Here is a 19,610-nt window from a genome sequence, read left to right on the forward strand (position 1 = left end):
ACTTCAATAATGCGGTTTTGTGTGCGACATCTTCGGTGATCCCGCCTGCGAAGTTCCGCAGCCTCACCCGCCTACCGCAGTTCCACGTCGTGTCGGCACAACCGGGCCTCTCGCCGAACCTGACCATGACCACGCCCCCCGACACCGCGCCGCTCGGCCGATACCGGCCGTTCGTCCTGTTCTGGTTCGCGCGCGTCTCGGCGAGCCTGGCGCTGCAGATGATGGTCGTTGCGGTGGGCTGGCAGGTCTACACCATGACCGGCCGCGCGCTCGATCTCGGGCTCGTCGGGCTCGCGCAGTTCGTGCCGGCCTTTCTGCTGGTGCTGGTCGCCGGCGCCGTGGCCGATCGCTATGACCGCAGCAAGGTGGTGCGGCTCGCCCAGTTGACCGAAGGCAGCGCCGCGCTGCTGCTTGCGATCGGCACCTGGCAGGGCTTCCTCACCCGCGATCTCATTCTGGCGCTGGTGTTCCTGCTCGGCGCCGGCCGCGCCTTCGAGGCACCGACGCTACAGGCGCTGTTGCCGCGCCTGGTGCCGCTGCCGGTGCTGCCGCGCGCGGTGGCGGGTTCGGCATCGGCGAACCAGGCCGCCACGATCTGCGGCCCGGCAATCGGCGGGCTGCTTTATGTCGTGAGCCCGACGCTGGTTTATGCGCTGTGCGCGGCTTTGTTCATCGGCGCCAGCATCCTGGTGGCGCTGATCCGGATCGAGCAGGTGGCCCCGAAGCGCGAGAAGATCGATATCTCAACGCTGTTCGCCGGCATTGGCTTCATCCGTAGAAGTCCGCTGATCCTAGGCGCGACCTCGCTCGACATGTTCGCGGTGCTGTTTGCCGGCGCGACCGCGCTCATGCCCGTTTATGCCAAAGACGTCTTCCATGTCGGCCCCTGGGGGCTCGGCATCATGCGCGCGATGCCGGCGATCGGTGCGCTCTTGATGGCGCTCGCGCTGGCGCGCTTTCCGCTCGTGCGCAATGCCGGACGCAAGATGTATCTGGGCGTCGCGCTGTTCGGGATCGCGACCATCGTGTTCGCGTTGTCGACATCGTTTCCGTTATCGTTGCTGGCGTTGTTCGCGCTCGGCATGGGCGACATGGTGAGCGTGGTGGTGCGGCAGACTCTGGTGCAGGTGCAGACGCCCGACGACATGCTCGGCCGGGTGATCTCGGTCAACGCGCTGTTCGTCGGCACCTCGAACCAGCTCGGTGAATTCCGCGCCGGCGTGTTCGCGCATTTCGCCGGCACCGTGCCGGCGGTGGTGTTCGGCGGAGTCGCGACCTTGCTGATCGTCGGATTGTGGACGAAGTTGTTTCCCGAACTGCTCAACGTGCAGAGCCTGCAGAAGGACCAGCGATGACCGGCAACGCGCAGATCGCAGTCCGCAGATCGCGGTCAGTCGTCGCGGTCAGGCGGTGAGGATTTTCGGCGTGGACTTTTCGGGCGCCGGCTTGGCGGGCGCAGGCTGCGGCAGCCAGCGCTCGAGAAAATGCGCCAGCCAGTTCTGCATCGCGTAATCGAACACGAAGCGGTCCTCGAAATGCGCGGCGCGCTGCTTGGCGCCCGGCAATTCCATCCGGTGCTGCCCGCGGATGGTCCAGCGGCACATCATCGCGTGCGTCACTTCCGGGTGGAACTGGATCGCATAGGCGTGATCGCCCTGCCGGAAGGCCTGCACCGGGAAGGTGTCGCCCTCGGCGATCAGGGTCGCACCGCGCGGCAGGTCGAAGCCCTCGCGATGCCATTGATAGACATGATCCGGCCAGATCTCGCACAGCTCGCGGCCTTCGCGGGTCGGCCGGATCGGGTAATAGCCGACCTCGACATGGCCCTCGCCGTGGAAATCGACCCGTGCCCCGAGATGCCGCGCCAGCATCTGGCCGCCGAGGCAGATGCCCAGATACGGCTTGTTCTCCTTCAGCGGCACGCCGATCCAGTCGATCTCGCGCTTGATGAAATCGAGCTCGTCATTGGCGCTTTGCGGCCCGCCGAAAATGACCGCGCCGGCATGCTGGTCCAGCGTTGCCGGCAGCGGGTCGCCCAGAACCGGGCGGCGGATATCGAGCGGGAAACCGCGCTTGCGAAGATATTGCCCGACCCGGCCGGGGGTCGAGTTTTCCTGATGCAGGACGATGAGAACGGGTAACGACATCGGTCTGCTGAACGAGGCTCCAGCGATTCACACGTCAAACTATCCGGTTTGCGCGGTCTGACAAGCGGCGGCGGCGGAAAGGCCGCTATGATGAAAAGCGCTATCCCGGCTCGGAGTCGTGCCGCTTTGCCACCTGGGGCAGCAACACCCCGTGCGGGACCAGCCCAATTCCGTAGACCAGCAGCTTGTTGAGAAAGCCTGGCACCACCAGCCGCTTTCCGGCGATCAGGCCGCGATAGCCTTCCAGCGCCACGCGATCCGCATATGTGGTCATCGGTGTCTGGATCACCTGGTCACCGGTCCTGGCGACAGCCTGAAACTCCGTCGGCACCGGTCCGGGGCAAAGCGCGGTGACACGGATGCCGCGGTCTCTCCATTCCTCGTGAAGCGCCTCGGTCAACGACACCACATAGGCCTTGCTTGCGTAATACACCGCATGCTTCGGCCCCGGCAGGAACCCCGCCACCGACGCCACATTCATCAGGCCGCCGCGCTGGCGCTCCATCGCATCGGCGAAGCGCAGCGACAGATCGGTCAGCGCCCGCACATTGAGATCGATCATATCGAGCAGCCGCCCGCGCGGCCGCGACGACGCCGGTCCGGCGAGACCGAAGCCCGCATTGTTGACGACGTATTGTGGCTCCAGTCCGTCGCGGACCAGCGCCGCCTCGATCGCCTCGCCGGCATCGCGCGCCTGCAGATCGATCGTCAGGACCAGCGGACGCGGGCTGCCGCCTGCCGCGATGTCGTCGGCCAGTGCCTCCAGCCGGTCGGTGCGGCGAGCCGCAAGAACCAGCCGATGCCCATGCCGCGCGAATACCCGCGCGAGTTCCGTGCCGATGCCGGACGAGGCGCCGGTGACCAGCGTGACCGGTTCAGGCATCGTCGCGCGATTTGAGAGCCTCGGCGACCTCGAGCCGCATCTCGACCCGGTCGCGCTGCGAAATGCCGAGCAGATCGGAGGCGCGCCACACGATGTTGTCCTCGAATTCGTTCATCCGGCCGTCGGCGTAGACAATCTCCCACATCATCTTCACGATGCGGCGGCGTCCATCCTCGTCGAGCGAGCGATTGATCAGGCTGGTGAAGCTGTAGAGATCGACCGCCTCGCGGTCGGCCGCGGTCGCGGCCGCGATCAATTCATCGACCGCATCGTCATCGAGATCGAACTGCCGCTTCAGCAAGTCCTGCAGCATGTCCTGCTCCGCGCCAGTCTCCTGTCCGTCGACCGACATCACATGAATGAGCAGGGCGGCCGCGGCCAGCCGGTAGTCGCTCTCGCTGAAGCGGCTGGCCGGCTTTTCGCCGATGCCGACGTCGTTCAGAAACTCTTTCAAAAGCTGCAGCATGAGACCTCGGCGCTGTGATCGCAGGAATGTGGTTGCCGGACCGGCGCTTGTAAAGCGCGTTTGGCCTCATGACCAATTTGTCATGGACGCTCCGGTACGGCCGAAAGCGGGCAGTTCACACCCGTCATCCTGAGATAACGGAGACGGATTGCGCACGCCCGGTTCTCGGGGAGGCTAAACGATCAGCGCACCGCCGCGCTGTCGCGCAGGCTCTGGTCCAGGAGATTGAGATTGTTCTGGATATACGGGTTGCCCGGGTCCTTGGCCTGCGCCGCCAGCAAGGTCTTGCGGGCACGATGCCGGTCGCCGCGCAGCAGATAGGAATAGCCCTGGTTGTTCAGGATTTCAGCCGTCGGCCCGGCGATGCGGATCGCCTGCGCATAGGCGCGGTCGGCGAGATCGAACCGCTTGAGTTTGTCGTAGCTGGCGGCAAGCCCGACCCAGGCCTCGAGATCCTGCGGCCCCTTCTCGACCGCGCGGCGGAAATGCTGTTCGGCGAGCCCGAAACTGTTTTCGCGGTAATGCTGCTTGCCGAGTTCGAGATCGCCCTTCGGATCTTCGCCCATCAGCCCGGTGGAACTTGGCGTGTTGTCCCGTATGCCCGCTACCGAGCCGGTATGCTCCGTGGTCGTCTCGCAGCCGGCCAGCACGAGCAGGCAAACGGCCGAAAGCACAGCACCGGGAAGGGATCCACCACGCATTCTACGCTCCAGGCGCGCCGGATCCCGGAAGACCGCCGCACAGCCGGCTTTTACGCGCCGGCGACCGGACGGTAGCGAAGGCTGGTTAAGTTTCTATTCCCTGCCCCGCGGGCGCGGAGATTACTGAAATCCGCCGGTCACCATGCGCACTGCAACGGGAAGTAGAATGACTACGAACAGCACCGGAAAAATGCAGATCATCATCGGCAGCGCGAGCTTGGCGGGAAGGCTGTAGGCCTTCTCTTCGGCGCGCGACAGCCGCTTGTGCCGCATGTCGTCGGAATAGACCCGCAGCGCCTCGGTGATGCTGGAGCCGAGTTCATCGGATTGCTGGATCAGCGTCGCGAACGAGCGCGCCTCCTCGAGGCCCAGCCGGTCCGCCAGATGTTCGAGCGCCTCGGTCATGGTGCGGCCGGCGCGGATTTCCAGATTTGCCATGTGGATGTTGGCGCAGAGCGACGGATAGGAATCGGCGAGCTCGCGCCCGACGCGGTCGAGCGACGCTTCCATGCTCAGGCCGGCATCGGCGCAGACCACCAGCAGATCCATGAAATCCGGGAAGCCGGCACGATGTTCGGCGCGCCGCGAGGCGATACGCCGGTCGAGATAGACGCTCGGGGCAACATAGCCGAACATGCCGGCGGCACCCACGATCATCCAGTACATCGACTTGCCATCGCCGGGCGCGAACATCATCGCGGTCACCGCCAGGCCGACCGCAAGGGCGGTGCGCATCACGAAGAAGACGCCAACGCCGCGCGGATCGTAGATGCCGGCCAGCACCAGCCGCTTGCGCAGCACCTTCATATCCTTGGAATCGCTTTCGGCGTAATGCTTCTGCGCGTAGCCGATAATGCGTTCGGCCGCCTGGAAACCGGACTTGCGCTGATGATGCTGCTGGAAGCTCTCGGCCTCCCCGGTCAGCTTGGCGTTGATGCCGGCGGTGCGCCGGCGCACGGCGCCATGCACGCGCACCATTGCCATCATCGCAAATGTCAGGGTCGCCGTGGCCAGGAACACCATCAGCGTCAGCAGGGTCGATTCCGAATCTCCGAATGGGGCGAAGTTGAAATCCATGATCAGATCTTGAAGTTGACCATGCGGTACATGATGAAGATGCCGACGCTCATCCAGCCGCCCGCGGCGGTCAGCGCAATCTTCGTCAGATCGTGATGCCAGACGCTCGAATAGAAATCCGGCGCGAGCAGGTTGACGATGGCGAACACCGCGATCGGCAGCGACGCGAGAATGATCGCGGATGCACGCCCCTCTGCCGCGAGAGCGCGCACCTTGCGCCGCATCTTGAACCGGAGCCGGATCACGCCGGATAGGTTTTCCAGAATCTCGCTGAGATTGCCGCCGGTCGAACCCTGGATCGCGACCGCCGTCACGAACAGCGGCAGATCGTCCTGGCCGACACGGAAATACAGATTGCGCATCGCGCCTTCGAGATCGGCGCCGTAGGTGATCTCGTCGGCGACGATGCCGAATTCGCTGCCGCAGGGATCGGCCATCTCCCGGCCAACCATGGTGATTGCCACCGGCACCGGATGGCCGGCGCGAAGGCTGCGCACGATGATATCGAGCGCATCCGGGAACTGCGCACCGAACTTCTTCTGGCGGCGGCTGCGTAGAAATTTGAGCCAGAGCAGCGGGCCAAGCGTGAGAAAGAACACCAGGACGATTGCGGTATAGCGCGCATCGCCCTTGATGACATGCATCGCTACCGCTGCCAGCACGGCCGTGACCGCAATATAGAGCGAAAGCTTGCCGACGCCCGCCGACACGCCCGATTGCAGGATCAGCCGGTTGATCGATTCGATCGGCAGCCTGTAATCGCCACCCTTGGTCAGGCCGCGCTCCTTGCGCAACTGGATCAGAATGCCCTCGCGATCGGTCTGCCCCTTCAGCAATTCGATCCGGCGATTGATGCTCTGACGATAGGATGCGCTGCGGAAGAACAGCAGATAGACCGCCTCGAAGATCAGGAAGGCGGAAATCCCGATGAAGGCGTAGAAGAGGTATTCGGTGTCGAAATCGAGCCAGGCCATCGCTTAACCCCTATTGAAGCGGCTGGCTTGGATCGAAATAGGTGCCGGGAATGCGAATGCCGCGCGCCGTAAGCTCGGCGAGAAAACGCGGCCGCACGCCGGTCGCCTGGAAATGGCCAATCACGGCGCCGTCGTCGGCGGTTCCGGTCCGGACGAATTTGTAGATTTCCTGCATCTGCACGATGTCGCCTTCCATGCCGGTGATTTCGGCGATGGAGGTGACGCGGCGTTTTCCATCGGACAGGCGCTGCAACTGCACGATCATCCGCACGGCAGCGGCGATCTGGCCGCGGATCGAAGGGATCGTCATCGGCAGCCCGGCCATGCCGATCAGCTGTTCGAGGCGCGACACCGCCTCGCGCGGATTATTGGCATGGATGGTGGCCATCGAGCCTTCGTGACCGGTATTCATCGCCTGGAGCATGTCGAAGGCTTCCTCGCCGCGGCACTCGCCGAGGATGATGCGTTCGGGACGCATGCGGAGCGCGTTCTTGACCAATTCGCGCTGGCGGATTTCCCCCTTGCCCTCGACATTGGGCGGTCGCGTTTCCATGCGCGCAACATGCGGCTGCTGCAATTGCAGTTCGGCGGCGTCCTCGATGGTGATCAGGCGCTCCTTGTCCGAGATGAAGGCGGAGAGGGCGTTCAGCATCGTCGTCTTGCCGGAGCCGGTGCCGCCGGAAATGATAGTGGTGATGCGCGACTTGACGGCCGCCGCCAGCAGTTCCGCCATCTGCGGCTTGAGCGCGTCGATCTCCACCAGCTTGTTCAGGTTGAAGGGCTTCTTGGAGAATTTGCGGATCGACACCAGCGGTCCGTCGACGCCGACCGGACGCACCGCGACGTTGACGCGTGAGCCGTCGAGCAGGCGCGCGTCGCAAAGCGGATGCATTTCGTCGACGCGCCGTCCGACCGCCGACACGATCTTGTTGATGATGCGCAACAGATGCGCCTCGTCCTTGAACCGGCAGGCGATCGGTTCGAGCAGCCCGCCACGCTCGACATAGGTGGATTCATGGCCATTGATCAGGATGTCGCTGATCGAAGGGTCTTTCAGCAGCGGTTCGAGCGGGCCGAGGCCGGTCATCTCGTCCAGAATTTCCGCGACGAAGCTGTTCAGCTCCTGCGCATTCAGGGCGAGCCGTTCGCTCACCACGTACTGGCCGACGAGCTTCTGGATATGCTCGCGCATCTGATCTTCCGGCAGCTTCTCCAGCGCCTGCAGATTGACCTCTTCCAGCAGGCGGCGATGCAGCCGCACCTTGGCGTCCAGCAGCTTGTCGGTATGCAGCGGATTGGCGGCCGGCGGCGGCTCCATGGCAGCTGGCGCCAGCGCCGGCTCCGGCTCGGCCAGGACGCTCCAGGACGGGGCGTCGGACGCAGGCGAGACCGCCGGCGCGGGAGCAGAAACAGACGCCGGCAGCGATTGCGACGGCGGTTGCGCAACCGGATTGCGTCGTGCTGAGAACCGTCCGGCCATCTTCGTTCTGCGTCCCGGCGATAAAGCTAGCGTGCGAAAGACAGGCTGAGTTTCTTCTGGCCCGCTGGCGCCTTGCTTGCGGCTTTCGCCGTTTGCGGAGCGATCAGCTTGCGCAGTTCCTGGGTGATGTTGTTGCCGCGCTTGACGTCCTCGAGCGGCACGCCGCGATCGATCGCCTCACGCACCAGACGGTAATTGTTCGGAATGGTGCCTGCGAACGCGTCGCCGAGCGCCTGTTCGAGATCGGTCTTCTTGAGGCCGGGCGCAAACATCCGCTGCTCGAAGCGGTTGATGATCGCCTGCGGCTGCGGACCGTCCGGCATGCGCTCGCGGATGGCGGCGACGATGTTCTTGGTGTGCTTGAGGCTCGGCACCGTCATTTCGCTGACAATGAACAGGCGGTTCGATCCCTCCAGCACGGCATCGGTCCAGGCGAACCAGGTGCGCGGCATGTCGATCACGACATGTTCGAAATTCGAGGCGACGAGATCGAGAAGCTTGGTCACTACGTCGGGATCGAAGGTGCGCATCTCGGCCGGGCGCGGCGGCGCGGCGATCACCGAAAGACCGGAGGCGTGGTGCGCGATCATTACGTCGAGCAATTGCTTGTCGAGCCGGTCCGGACGCGGCTCGATCTCCGACAGGTCGAGACGCGGTTCGAGGTCGAGATAATCGGCGCAGGCGCCGTGTTGCAGGTTGAGATCGACCAGACAGGTCGATGCGCGGCCGCGCGGGCCGCTCGACAGCAGCAGCAGGGCGGTCTGGATCGCAAGCGTGGTGACGCCGGCGCCGCCGACAGCCGGGATGAAGGTGAAGATTTCGGCTTCCGCACCCTCTGCCGCGACCGGCTTGACCACGCGCGCGCAGGTGCGGACCAGTTCGACCGGCGACACCGGCTTCACCAGGAAGTCGGCGATCTTCATCTGGATCAGCGTTCGGGCGACGTTGGCGTCGAAATCCTGCGCCACCACCACGATCGGCGGCCAGCCGCCGGTGCGGATCGCGAGCCGTTCCAGCGCCAGCATCTCGTCGGCGCGGGTGGTGTCGAGATCGACCACGATCACCGTCGCGCCGTCGGGATCGATCCGGTCTCCCGCTGCGGCCACGCTCTCCGCCCGCAGGTCGAAGTCGATCTGCGGGCTGGTGCTAAAGGTCTGGCGCAGCTGCTGCTCGAATTGCGCATCCGCGGTCAATGCAACGACGCGCGTATGGCTGCTCGGCGGTGCTTTTTCTTTCATGCGCATGCGAGGATCCGGGCTTCTAGGAGCATTACGGTTGCGGCTGGGCCGGCGCCGGCGCGGCGTTTTGCGGTCCGCCCCAGGCCGACGGCGGCCGCCCCGTCCCCCGCGTCACCTGCGTCTGGGTCTGCGTCGTCGACTTGACGTATTCGGTGGTGTAATCGGGCGGCGGCTGCGGCTGGCTACCCGAATCCGACGTCAGCGGATTCATCGGCCGGATCACATTGCGCGTACGATATCGTTCGACCGCGCCCGACATCCGCTCGCCATTGAAGGCGATGTTGCGATTGGCGCTGTGCGGCGGCCACGGATCGACCATCATGGTCATCTGGTTGACTGCCATGGCATTCCCTGCCGAAGGCACGATCGTTTCGCGCCGGTCGAAATAGATATCCGAGCAGCCGGACAGTACGCAGGACGCAGCGAGCGCAAGGAGCCCAAGCGACGTCGCCTTAGTATTTGACGGACAGGACATGACCCACCTCCTTCGTGGCGACAGCGGCAGGACGCGGCTGCATGTCGAGCATATGGCCGGTATAGGCGCGCACGACGCCGTTCTGCAGCTTCTCGATCGCACGCGGCACTTCCGGCTTGCCCATCAGGAAGAGATCGACATCGTTCGGCGGCAGCGTCGAATCGAGCGGCGTCGCGATCTTGTCTCCGGGCGCTGCGGGACGCACCAGCCGCGGCGTCACGATGATGGCGAGGTCGGTCTCCTTCTTCTTGTAGGCGGCGGAGCGGAACAGCGCGCCGAGGATCGGCACGTCGCCAAGCCAGGGCAGTTGCTCCTGGGCGGTTTCGCCCTGGCTCTGCAGCAGCCCGCCGATGACGAAGCTCTGGCCGTCACGCAGCTCGACCGTGGTCGACGCACGCCGTACGATCAGTGGCGGCACTGAAACGCCCGCGACCGTCACCGGGTTGGATGCGTCGAGCTGACTCACCTCCGGCTCGATCTTGAGATTGATCAGGCCGTCCGACAGCACGGTCGGCGTGAAGGCAAGGCCGACGCCGTATTTCTTGTACATGATGGCCACGGCGCCAAGGCCTTGCGGCACCGGCACCGGGAATTCGCCGCCGGCCAGGAAGCTTGCGGTATCGCCGGACAAGGCGGTCAGGTTCGGCTCGGCCAGCGAGCGTGCCATGCCCTTCGCTTCCAGCGCGTTGATCAGTACGTCGACGGACAGGCCGTTGGTGATCAGCTTGCCGATCAGGAAGCCAAACGGGGCCGCACCCGACAGAACGCCGGCAGCGACAGCCGACGAAATCGTCAAAGCCGACTCAGCAACGTTCGGACCGCCAGCCGTCACGCCCGGCTGCTTCCAGGCATCGGCGCCTGGGGTCGCGCTTGTTCCGGTGATCGGCAGGCGGCTCGCGGGTTGGCGCGAACCGATATTGCCCATGAAGCGGCCATTGCTGGCGGTCGGATTCCACTGGACGCCCAGTTCCCGGCCTGCCTGGCGGTTGGCTTCGATGAAACGCACTTCCAGCATCACTTGCTGCGGCGACATCACCGTCATCGTGTTGATGATGTCCGGCCCGAACTGACGCGCGAGCAAGACCGCCCTCTCCGCCGTCGGCGCGTCATGGACGGCGCCCGACAGCATGATGCGGCCATTCACGGACGAGGCTCGGATCTTCGAGCCGGGAAACTGGCGGGCCAGCGTCGCCTGCAGCATCGACGTGTCGTGCGTCACCTCGACATCGAACACGCCGACAAGCTTCTTGCCTTCGGCATAGGCCGAGACCCGCGTGGTGCCGCTCCTGCGGCCCAGAATGGAAAGCGTGCGGTCGGTGAGCGGCGACACGTCGGCGATCTCCGGATCGGCGACAACGAGCTCCACGAAGCTCGCATCCGTCCGCACGTCCTCGGTCTTGCCGATGGAGACGCCGACGGTCGCGGTCCGCTTCGCCGCAACGATCTGCACGATCCGCTGCGCGGACGCGATTCCGAAGCCGGGCAACGCCGGCTCGGCAATCACCACCGCGAGGCCGACCGCCAGCGCACGAAACGCGAGCGAGCGCCGTGCGTTTTGCTTCAGGCTCCTGTCCGCGCGCCCCGTCGACGCGGCGGATATTTCGATCTTGTTGTTCACGACACGCTCCCCAACCAAAACAAGGTCCCCGTTATTGCTTCCGCGCTTTCGTCCCCCCGGACGCGAGCAGGGAATTTCCGGTGCCTTCGACCGGCACCTCGTAGCTTTGCCTCTGACCGCCGCGCTGCACCGATACGCTGGTCACGGCGTTGTTCTTCTTCTTCGGCGCTGCCTGATCAGGCTTGCTCAGATCGTCGAGCGTCACGCGACGCGTCGACTCGGAGCTCAGCTCACCGGCCTTGCGCAACAGAAGCGAAAGACTGCCGACCGAAGCGGCCAGCCAGATTTTCTGGGCACCGAGGGTATCGACCTCGAGCGTCACCGCCTTTGCGACCGCAGCCTTGCTGGTGCGATCGTCGGCACTTTGGTCGACCGCGAGAACGCGTGCATTCTGCAGCACCACCTCGGTGGTGGCGTCGCCCTTCTCGATCTGGCGCGTCAGCACCACATCGACGCGGTCGCCCGGCAGCACGAAGCCGCCAACGCCCTCGACGTCGTTCACGCGAACAGACACCGCCTTCATGCCCTCGCCAACGATGGCGGACAGGGTCGCGCGCTGACCGGGTCCCGTGACCTTGACCGCAAGGACCGGCTCGTTCGCTTCTATCGGCGCGAGCACCACGCGCTTGCCGGCGGACAGAAGTCCGCTGACATTTGCGAATGCGCCCTGCGGCATGGCGTCAGACGGCCACGGCACTTCGCGCAAATGCTCTGCCGCGAGTTCAACGCCAAAAGGCAGCCGCTGCGTGGCCACCACGATGGTGTTGGTCGACAACGGCTTCTTCTGCGCTTCAAGACTCCGCAATCGCCGCTCGGCCTGGCCGTTCAGCCATGCCTGCGCGATGAAGACCGCGAGCAGTCCGAAGACTACTGCAAACGCGACCATCACGATTGTGGACTTTCGCACGACGACCTTCCCGAACCTCGGCGCTTTGTTTGCGCCCTTTATCGAGGATCACTATCGCGATGTGGTCGTATGGAATTGATGAAGCGAAACTGGCTTCTGGCTCTATGCTAAAAATTGGTTGAATGCGCAGGCTTTACGAAATCTGTCGAGAATTGAACAACGCGCGCTTAACCTTGAGCGCATCGACCGACGCTAATTGGCGGCGGCAATGTGTGGTTAGGTCCACACCATAGCGCACAGGCGCTTTGCCAAAAGGGATTTCTAACGCGCTTCCGCGACCGGCGCGTTTGCTGGCTTCGCAATCCCAAGCCTGGTTGGTGAATCGATTCCGAATCGATGTGGTTAAGCGCCGCTCACCGCACGATTGAAATCGTTCACCTTGTCAGGAAGAGCTACGCCGGCACGGCAGGCCGCGGCTGCGCAGACTGCGCCCGCTCCTCTTTCGCGAGCTTTGCAAGCGTGAGCAGGTCCACCTTGCCGGACCCGAGCATCGGCAACTTTTCCATGACGATGACTTCGGCAGGAATCATCAGTTCGGATGCATGTCGGGAACGTGCAAAGGCGATGAAGTCGGCGCGCGTCGCCTTCTCATTGTTGGTGTAAAGCAACAGACGCTCGCCCTTGCGGGCATCAGGCACCGACACGACCGCCGAAACTGCATCCGGCCAGAGGTCGCCCGCCAATGCCTCGACCGCGGCGAACGACACCATTTCCCCGCCGATCTTCGCGAAGCGTTTGGCTCGGCCCATGATCTTGATGAAGCCCTGTGGGTCGATCGTCACGATATCGCCGGTGTCGTGCCAGCCTTCCGCCGGCCGCTCCAGAACGCCGGGATTCTCGGCGCGCAGATATCCCAACATGACGTTCGGCCCTTTGACGAACAGCCGGCCGCCCTCGTCCACGCCCTCGACCTTCTCCAGCCTCGCTTCCATGCCGGGAAGCAGCCGGCCCACCGTGCCGAATTTATTGAACATCGGCGTGTTGAGTGCGAGCGCGGGCGCGGTTTCGGTCACCCCGTAGCCTTCGAGAATCCGGATGCCGAACTTCTCCAGATAAATCTGCCGCGTCGAGTCGCGCACCGGTTCGGCACCCGCGAGCATGTAGCGGATCGACCGGAAGTCATAGGGGTTGGCAGACCGGGCATACCCGTTCAGGAAAGTGTCAGTGCCGAACATGATGGTGGCATTGGTGACATAGACCAGCTCCGGCACCGTCCGGTAATGCAGCGGCGACGGATAGAGGAAGATCGGCACACCCGATACGACCGGCAGGATCACGCCCACCGTCAGTCCGAAGGAATGAAACACGGGCAGGATGTTGAAAACCTTGTCCATGCGGTTGAAATCGATGCGCGCGCGCGCCTGCGCCGCGTTGGTGAGGATGTTGCGGTGGGACAGGACCACGCCCTTCGGCACACCCTCCGATCCAGACGTGAACAGGATCGCCGCCCAGTCATCCGGCTTCCTCCGCACGATCGGTTTCTTGTAGCTCAGCAGTCCGGCGAGCTTGTCGAACGTACCGACCGTCGCACGGACATCTTCCAGATAGACGAACTTGACGTCGGCCGACATCTTCTCGACCAGCGGCTCGAGCTTGCCGCGCTCGATGAAGGTCCGCGATGTCACCACCGTAGACACTCCTGCCGCGCGGCAGCCGGCGAGGATATTGGTGGCGCCGGCGGTGAAATTGATCATCGCCGGGACCCGCCCTGCTGACATCAACCCGAACAGGGTGACCACAGCACCGTTCGCATTCGGCAGCATCACGCCGAGCGGCTTGCCCGGCTCGGCAAGCGGCATCAGTTTCTTGCCGAGGATACGGGTACCGAGCAGGAGCCGCTTGTAGGTCAGCGTACCGGTGACGAGATCCTCGGTCGCAACGGTTTTCATGCCGTGCTCTTTCGCGGCCTCGATCAGCGCCTCGACGATGGTGCGGTCGGTGCTCGTGGTCTCGTAGATCATGTTCGACATGACGTCGTAGAGCGCCGCGCCCGCCGCACGACGCCGCGCCTTGCCGCGCAGGGCGGGGTCGAGATTGAGCTTGGTCGGCTCCAGCACCGTGACACGGACCTTGGGGAAGAGCTGCTTGCGGATCTGGTAGCCCTTCAGCCGCGTCAGATACGAACGCTCGAGACCCTCGATACGGATCGGGACGATCACCGCATCCGACTTGTCGGCGATCAGGCCGGCGCCGTCATAGACCTTCATCAGCGAGCCGGTCATGGTGAGCCGGCCCTCCGGGAAGATGATCAGCGTTTCGCCGCTGGCAACCGCCTGAATCAGGGTACGGGTCGCCATCGGCTTCAGCGGATCGATCGGCAGCGCGCGCGTGAGGCGCGTGAAAGGCTTGACCCACCATTTCTGCGCCATGGTCGTGTCGATGGCGAAGAGCGGGTCGCGGCCAAGCAGCGACAGCGCGATGCCGGCGTCGAGGAAGCTGACATGGTTGAGTGCGAGGATCACATTGGGCTGCTTCACCTTCTGCAGATTCTCGAGACCGATCACCTCGGCGCGGAAGAAGGCGCGGTAGATGATGGACAGCGCATCGGCGAACGGCCGCGTCGGCATCGTGAAGGCGATCAGCACCGCCACGATCGCGTTCGCCACGCCGAGGCCGATAAACAGCGTCGGTGTGGTGACGCCGCCAAGCCCCTGCAGCATCGCCACCACCAGCGTGGCGACGGTCATGAACAGCGCATTGAGGATATTGACCGCCGCAACCACGCGGGCGCGTCGGTCGGCACCGGCCCATGCCTGCACGGCGGCAAAAGCCGGCACGATGAACAGACCGCCGCCGATGGCGAGACCGGCCAGTGCGACCGCGGCATTGATCCCGCGCGGCGTGCGGAACACTTCGAGAGGGCCCATGAGCTGCGCCGGCGGCGGTGCGCCATAGAGCGACCAGCCCATGAACAGCGCAAAGCCCGCCAGCAACAGAGCGCCAAGCAGCGTCGGCAGAAGAATGATGCGCCCGCTCGCCAGAAAAGCCGCGAGGCCCGAACCGATGGCAACCGCGATCGAGAACACGGCCAGATAAGCCGTCACCGTATATTCGTCACCGCCTATGATGTTCTTGACCGACGGCGGCAATAGCGACAGCACGACGACGCCGGCGAGCCAGAACCAGCTCGTCACCAGCGCGCCCCACCAGAGCCGCCCGTCGCTGCGCAAGTCCTTGATCAGCGTCCAGGTCGAGGTCGCGATATTCTTGTTGATGATCAGGTTGGGCGCCGCCTCGCCGGTGCGCGGGATCAGCAGCGCCGAGACCCAGCACAGCAAGGCAAAGGCCATCACCAACACGGAGAACACGGCCGGGCTGCCGCCGCCCTTGGCGGCGATGCCGCCGACAATCGTGCCGAGCAGGATGGCGATGAAGGTCGCGCCCTCGACTAGCGCATTGCCCGCGGGCAATTCGCGGCGCGCCAGATGATCGGGCAGAATGCCGTATTTGATCGGGCCGAACAGCGCGCCGATCACGCCGAACCCGAACAGGGCAACGAACAGAATGACCAGAGAAACGACCGGTGGCTGACCGGGATCTTCGCCGGCATGGACCACAAAACCAAGGACCGCGATCGCGGCGACGCCGATCTCGACGAATTTCAGACGCCGTGCCACCACCGCCTTGTCGTAGCGGTCAGCGACCTCGCCGCCGAGCGCCGACAGGAAGAAGTAAGGCGCGATGAAGACCGCACCCGCGAGCGTAATGAGCGCCTCGCCGCCGGACCCCATATGGAACAGGATCAGGAAGACGATCGCGTTCTTCAGGAAGTTGTCGTTGAAGGCGGAGAAAAACTGGCACCAGAACAATGGCGCGAAGCGCCAGGACAGCATCAGCGGCTTCGACGATTCGGCCATGCGCGTCAGTCACCCGATGTTGTGCAAAATGGATTTCATCCTAGCAGGTCATGCCCGCCGCCGGTATGACGGAAAAAGGCCGCCCGGCGCGGCTTCGCAAAGTCCGATCACCGGGACGCCCGGGACGGAGGCGGCTTCGGAGGACACTAAACCGAGCGCGCCAGCACCGTCGGCTGCTTCATGCAATCCTCGTCGACGCCATTATGCAGCTTGAACTGACTGAAGCCCACATGGCTCGCGGGCGAACCCGACACCACCACCAGATAGGCGAATTCGGTCCGGTGCCGCTTGGCGTCGCTGAAAACCTCGTCATATTCGGCCCAGCCCCAGATCAGCAGCTTGCCCTGCAGATCGCGAACCTGGCGCAGGATTGCCGGTTCCATCCCGATAATCGGCGACAGCGCAGTGGCGCGAGGCCCAACGATCAGTGGCTTGTAGGAATCGTACGACAGGATGCGGTTTCCGAGTTCGTCGAAATCGGCGAAGTCGAAATCCGCCGGCACTGAGCGGTCGAAATACTTCCAGTTCACATGGCCCCGCCCGTTCCGGGTCGGCGTCGTGCCGGTATTCTCCCAGATCGGCTGGATGGTGCAGGTCTGAATCTCATCGTTCAGCGGATTCTTGGTCAGCGCCACCTGGAATTCGCGCAGCGAGACGTAGGCGCGCTGGGCCGAAATCAGCCCTTCGTTGACGAGGCTGGCGGTGCGGTCGGACGAGCGCACCGCACGCAGCATCCAGAGGCCCTGGAAAATGGTCGCCAGCAGCAGAAACGCGGCAAAGCCGATCAGCAGCACATCGGTGATGCGGATATCGCACAGGAACCGGTTCCGCCAGCTCATGGTCTGCGGCCGCGGCTGCGGGGTAGCCTGCGCCTGCCACAGCAGCGCATCGAGGCTATCGCGGGTCAGGACCGCGCGCTCGACCACTGCGCCCAAGCCGTCCTGCTGGAAATGGATCGGCAGCCGTGAGGGCGTCCGGGTCTGCTCAGGCGCCGGAGCCGGCTGAACCGAGCAGACGGCGGACAGAACACCGACCGACCCCACGATCACAACCAGCGCGACCAGCGCCGAAATCAGAAATGCACTGATAGTTTTCATTGTCAGGAACGCCTGGCGGTGCCGCTCGACCAGTCATGGATAGCGCCGCGAGGCCCCCCGCGACTGGGGTGACGTTAGAGAGCAGACCCGGATCAGTCAAACCGATACCGCCGCCGGACCGGGACATCGGCGCCCGCGATTCGCGCCGCACATGGCAGCAACTCAGCCGGCGCCATAGCCACAACGGGACTGACCTTGTATCCGGGAGATCAAACGAATCGGATCATGTCTTGCCGGACCAACATGCTCGCGCCGGGCTGTCGGCGACCGCCCTCGGGGTCCTGTGCGGTATTGCCGCCTCGATCTGCTGGGCCATCGGTTTCGTGGCCGGCAAGCACGGCATCGCCGCCGGGCTGACCCCTCCCGATCTCGCGTTTCATCGCTTCGTCTGGTCCGGGATCCTCGTCATCCCGCTTGTGGCACGGGCGGGCCTGGCCGATCTCGGCGGCCTTGGATGGGTCCGCGGATTGATCATCCTCGTTCTGGCAGGTCCGCCTCAGGCGCTGCTGAACTACACCGGACTGACGCTCGCGCCGTTGGGGCACGGCGCTGTCATCCAGCCCGGCTCCGCGGCGCTCGGCGGGCTGCTTCTGGCCTTCCTGGTGTTGCGGGAGCCGCTGACCCGGGCCCGCGTGATCGGCGTCATCGCGATCCTGCTCGGCCTGCTCGTGCTGGCCGGCGAGGCCATCACCGCGATTCGCGGCGGGGCGATCACCGGCGACCTGATGTTCTGCATGGCCGGATTGACCTGGGCCACCTTCACCATCTGCCTGCGCGGATGGCGCACCAGCGGGCTGCTCGCGGCACAGGTGGTCGGCGTGCTGTCACTGGTCGTCTATGTGCCGGTCTACGCGATCCTGTTCGGCTTCGACCACATGATCGCGGCTGGACTGACGGAAAACCTGATTCAGGTCGTGGCACAGGGCGGCTTTGCCGGCCTGCTCGCGCTCTATCTGTTTGCGCGCGCGGTGACCGCGCTCGGCGCCGGACGCGCGTCGATGTTTCCGGCACTGGTGCCGCCGATGACGATGCTGATCGGATTTCTGGCGATCGGCGAGGTTCCGACGATCCCGCAACTCGTGGGACTTGCGATCGTAGTGGTCGGCTTCCGGTTCGCGCTCAAGCCATAGGGCGGCCGGAAACTCGCAGGAACGAATGCCCTAAAGCGTCACTGCGCCTTGCAAAGCGTCGCTTTCCGTTTCGGCCGCTTCAGGGTCGCCTCCTGACCCTTGATCCAGAACGACACCCCACTCTTGGAGTAGCGGGCACCCGATGCCGATAGCCGTTTCGGCAACGCATAGGCGTGCCCGTCGAATTGCAGCCGCATCCTGTTGTCGCCTCGATACAAGGCCGCGGAGACCGGCGTGCCATCCGCACAGGTGTAGCTTACGAAAATCACCTGGGCATGCGCGGGCACAGCCCACAGCACCGGCAGCAACAAAAACCCTACCCGCGTGATGAACCCGGCTGTCATTGCGCTACACCGCTTTTCGTGTCGACAGAAACTCACCCATGCGATCGAGGGCCTTAAGAATATTCGCGGTCGAATTGGCATAGGATAGCCGAACATAGCCCTCGCCGAGAATACCGAAATCCGGGCCGCCGATAATCGCAACGCCGGCATCATCCAGTAACGATGAGGCCAGCGCCTTCGCCTTCCAGCCGGTCTGCTTGACGTTCGGGAAAGCGTAGAATGCGCCCTTCGGGGTTGCGCAGGACACGCCGGGCAGCTTGTTCAGGCCATCGACCACGACCTTGCGGCGCCGATCGAACTCGGCAACCATCTTCGTGACCTCGTCCTGCGGCCCGGTCAGGGCGGCGAGGCCGGCATATTGCGCGGAGGCATTCACGCAGGAATGCAGGTTGACCGCGAGCTTGCGCGCATAGTCGTAGAGCTTGCCCGGCCACACCGCGTAGCCGAGTCGCCAGCCGGTCATCGCATAGGTCTTCGACCAGCCATTCAGCAGGATCAGCCGGTCGCGGATCTGCGGATAGGACAAGAGGCAGACATGCTTCTCGCCGTCATAGACCATGTGGTCGTAGATTTCGTCCGACATCACCGCCACATCCGGAAAGCGCTCGAGACCGGCGACCAGCTTGTCGACCTCGGACTTTGGAGTGACACCACCGGTCGGATTGGCGGGTGAATTGACGATCAGAAGCCGCGTCTTCGGTGCGATCAGTTTCAGCGTTTCCTCGGCGGAAAACGCGAAACCGTTCTCTTCGCGGATCGGCACCGGCACCGGATTGGCGCCGGTGAATTCGATCATCGAGCGGTAGATCGGAAAGCCGGGATCGGGATACAGGATGTCCACGCCGGGCTCGCCGAACATCATGATCGCCATGAACATGGTCGGCTTGCCGCCCGGCATGATCATGACTTCATCCGGCGACACCTCGACCGCGTAACGCTGGTGCAGGTCAGCCGCCACCGCCTCGCGCAATTGTGGGATGCCGGTGGCGGGCGTGTAGCCGTGATGGCCGTCGCGCAATGCCTTGATCGCGGCTTCGACGATGAAGTCGGGCGTGCGGAAATCCGGCTGGCCGATGCCAAGATTAATGACGTCGCGGCCCTGGGCGATCAGCGCATTGGCACGCGCCAGCACCGCGAAGGCATTCTCCTCACCGATCCGGTCGAAAGCGGCAATGGTACGGAGCATCGGCAATTTCCTCTGGTGGCATCATTAAGT

General features: G+C 64.2%; 17 protein-coding genes. 2 read left to right on the top strand and 15 right to left on the bottom strand.

From position 1 onward, the window contains the following. Positions 1–89 precede the first annotated feature (89 nt). The gene (locus tag AC5I5I_RS02655) at positions 90–1,355 is read left to right on the top strand and encodes an MFS transporter (protein WP_495969561.1); all 1,266 of its coding nucleotides are present in this window, start codon (positions 90–92) and stop codon (positions 1,353–1,355) included. Between the two features lie 48 nt (positions 1,356–1,403). On the opposite strand, the gene AC5I5I_RS02660 is transcribed toward AC5I5I_RS02655, so the two are convergent. The 13 genes from AC5I5I_RS02660 to AC5I5I_RS02720 all read right to left on the bottom strand — a co-directional run bounded on the left by AC5I5I_RS02660 (position 1,404) and on the right by AC5I5I_RS02720 (position 16,920). Then, positions 1,404–2,147: a glutamine amidotransferase gene (locus AC5I5I_RS02660; RefSeq protein WP_495969562.1), complete on the bottom strand. Its 744-nt coding sequence runs from the start codon at positions 2,145–2,147 to the stop codon at positions 1,404–1,406. 100 nt (positions 2,148–2,247) lie between these two features. Next, entirely contained in the window at positions 2,248–3,030 is a 783-nt protein-coding gene (locus tag AC5I5I_RS02665) for an SDR family NAD(P)-dependent oxidoreductase (protein ID WP_495969563.1), read from the bottom strand. Next, positions 3,023–3,496: a tellurite resistance TerB family protein gene (locus AC5I5I_RS02670; protein ID WP_495969565.1), complete on the bottom strand. Its 474-nt coding sequence runs from the start codon at positions 3,494–3,496 to the stop codon at positions 3,023–3,025. Before AC5I5I_RS02670 ends, AC5I5I_RS02665 begins: the two co-directional genes overlap by 8 nt. Before the next feature lie 182 nt (positions 3,497–3,678). Then, a complete protein-coding gene (locus AC5I5I_RS02675; RefSeq protein WP_495969567.1) occupies positions 3,679–4,197 on the bottom strand; it encodes a tetratricopeptide repeat protein in 519 nt (172 codons plus the stop codon). Between the two features lie 120 nt (positions 4,198–4,317). Further along, positions 4,318–5,274 (bottom strand): type II secretion system F family protein, encoded by a 957-nt coding sequence (locus tag AC5I5I_RS02680; RefSeq protein WP_495969569.1) that lies wholly within the window; start codon positions 5,272–5,274, stop codon positions 4,318–4,320. A 2-nt stretch (positions 5,275–5,276) separates the two neighbouring features. Then, the gene (locus AC5I5I_RS02685; protein ID WP_495969571.1) at positions 5,277–6,248 is read right to left on the bottom strand and encodes a type II secretion system F family protein; all 972 of its coding nucleotides are present in this window, start codon (positions 6,246–6,248) and stop codon (positions 5,277–5,279) included. A 10-nt stretch (positions 6,249–6,258) separates the two neighbouring features. Further along, entirely contained in the window at positions 6,259–7,728 is a 1,470-nt protein-coding gene (locus AC5I5I_RS02690; RefSeq protein WP_495969573.1) for a TadA family conjugal transfer-associated ATPase, read from the bottom strand. Between the two features lie 26 nt (positions 7,729–7,754). Beyond that, positions 7,755–8,972: a CpaE/TadZ family protein gene (locus tag AC5I5I_RS02695; RefSeq protein ID WP_495969575.1), complete on the bottom strand. Its 1,218-nt coding sequence runs from the start codon at positions 8,970–8,972 to the stop codon at positions 7,755–7,757. Between the two features lie 25 nt (positions 8,973–8,997). Beyond that, entirely contained in the window at positions 8,998–9,441 is a 444-nt protein-coding gene (locus AC5I5I_RS02700) for a hypothetical protein (RefSeq protein ID WP_495969577.1), read from the bottom strand. Then, complete coding sequence (locus AC5I5I_RS02705; protein ID WP_495969579.1) at positions 9,419–11,059, bottom strand: type II and III secretion system protein family protein; 1,641 nt, start codon at positions 11,057–11,059, stop codon at positions 9,419–9,421. The genes AC5I5I_RS02700 and AC5I5I_RS02705 overlap by 23 nt, the downstream gene beginning before the upstream one ends. A 31-nt stretch (positions 11,060–11,090) precedes the next feature. Continuing rightward, positions 11,091–11,966: a Flp pilus assembly protein CpaB gene (gene cpaB, locus AC5I5I_RS02710; protein WP_495758530.1), complete on the bottom strand. Its 876-nt coding sequence runs from the start codon at positions 11,964–11,966 to the stop codon at positions 11,091–11,093. Between the two features lie 392 nt (positions 11,967–12,358). After that, positions 12,359–15,823 (bottom strand): acyl-[ACP]--phospholipid O-acyltransferase, encoded by a 3,465-nt coding sequence (locus AC5I5I_RS02715; protein WP_495969582.1) that lies wholly within the window; start codon positions 15,821–15,823, stop codon positions 12,359–12,361. 146 nt (positions 15,824–15,969) lie between these two features. Beyond that, positions 15,970–16,920: a hypothetical protein gene (locus tag AC5I5I_RS02720; RefSeq protein WP_495969584.1), complete on the bottom strand. Its 951-nt coding sequence runs from the start codon at positions 16,918–16,920 to the stop codon at positions 15,970–15,972. 230 nt (positions 16,921–17,150) lie between these two features. On the opposite strand from AC5I5I_RS02720, the gene AC5I5I_RS02725 reads away from it, so the two are divergent. Next, positions 17,151–18,050 carry a DMT family transporter gene (locus AC5I5I_RS02725; RefSeq protein WP_495969586.1) on the top strand — a complete coding sequence of 300 codons (900 nt, stop codon included), beginning with the start codon at positions 17,151–17,153 and terminating at the stop codon, positions 18,048–18,050. Positions 18,051–18,088: 38 nt separating this feature from the next. Here AC5I5I_RS02725 and AC5I5I_RS02730 read toward each other — a convergent pair whose 3' ends face one another. Together AC5I5I_RS02730 and AC5I5I_RS02735 are read right to left on the bottom strand one after the other, a co-directional pair. Beyond that, entirely contained in the window at positions 18,089–18,394 is a 306-nt protein-coding gene (locus tag AC5I5I_RS02730) for an MliC family protein (protein WP_495969588.1), read from the bottom strand. 4 nt (positions 18,395–18,398) lie between these two features. Further along, positions 18,399–19,580, bottom strand: coding sequence for a pyridoxal phosphate-dependent aminotransferase (locus AC5I5I_RS02735; protein WP_495969590.1), 1,182 nt, complete (start codon positions 19,578–19,580; stop codon positions 18,399–18,401). Positions 19,581–19,610: the final 30 nt, after the last annotated feature.

Source organism: Pseudorhodoplanes sp. (assembly GCF_059499825.1).

Excerpts from the sequence above, each read along its gene's own strand:
- AC5I5I_RS02715 (WP_495969582.1), bottom strand. The coding sequence starts at position 15,823 with ATGGCCGAATCGTCGAAGCCGCTGATGCTGTCCTGGCGCTTCGCGCCA.
- AC5I5I_RS02665 (WP_495969563.1), bottom strand. The coding sequence starts at position 3,030 with ATGCCTGAACCGGTCACGCTGGTCACCGGCGCCTCGTCCGGCATCGGC.
- AC5I5I_RS02730 (WP_495969588.1), bottom strand. The coding sequence starts at position 18,394 with ATGACAGCCGGGTTCATCACGCGGGTAGGGTTTTTGTTGCTGCCGGTG.
- AC5I5I_RS02700 (WP_495969577.1), bottom strand. The coding sequence starts at position 9,441 with ATGTCCTGTCCGTCAAATACTAAGGCGACGTCGCTTGGGCTCCTTGCG.
- AC5I5I_RS02690 (WP_495969573.1), bottom strand. The coding sequence starts at position 7,728 with ATGGCCGGACGGTTCTCAGCACGACGCAATCCGGTTGCGCAACCGCCG.
- AC5I5I_RS02695 (WP_495969575.1), bottom strand. The coding sequence starts at position 8,972 with ATGCGCATGAAAGAAAAAGCACCGCCGAGCAGCCATACGCGCGTCGTT.
- AC5I5I_RS02660 (WP_495969562.1), bottom strand. The coding sequence starts at position 2,147 with ATGTCGTTACCCGTTCTCATCGTCCTGCATCAGGAAAACTCGACCCCC.
- AC5I5I_RS02735 (WP_495969590.1), bottom strand. The coding sequence starts at position 19,580 with ATGCTCCGTACCATTGCCGCTTTCGACCGGATCGGTGAGGAGAATGCC.
- AC5I5I_RS02670 (WP_495969565.1), bottom strand. The coding sequence starts at position 3,496 with ATGCTGCAGCTTTTGAAAGAGTTTCTGAACGACGTCGGCATCGGCGAA.
- AC5I5I_RS02680 (WP_495969569.1), bottom strand. The coding sequence starts at position 5,274 with ATGGATTTCAACTTCGCCCCATTCGGAGATTCGGAATCGACCCTGCTG.
- AC5I5I_RS02720 (WP_495969584.1), bottom strand. The coding sequence starts at position 16,920 with ATGAAAACTATCAGTGCATTTCTGATTTCGGCGCTGGTCGCGCTGGTT.
- AC5I5I_RS02685 (WP_495969571.1), bottom strand. The coding sequence starts at position 6,248 with ATGGCCTGGCTCGATTTCGACACCGAATACCTCTTCTACGCCTTCATC.
- AC5I5I_RS02675 (WP_495969567.1), bottom strand. The coding sequence starts at position 4,197 with ATGCGTGGTGGATCCCTTCCCGGTGCTGTGCTTTCGGCCGTTTGCCTG.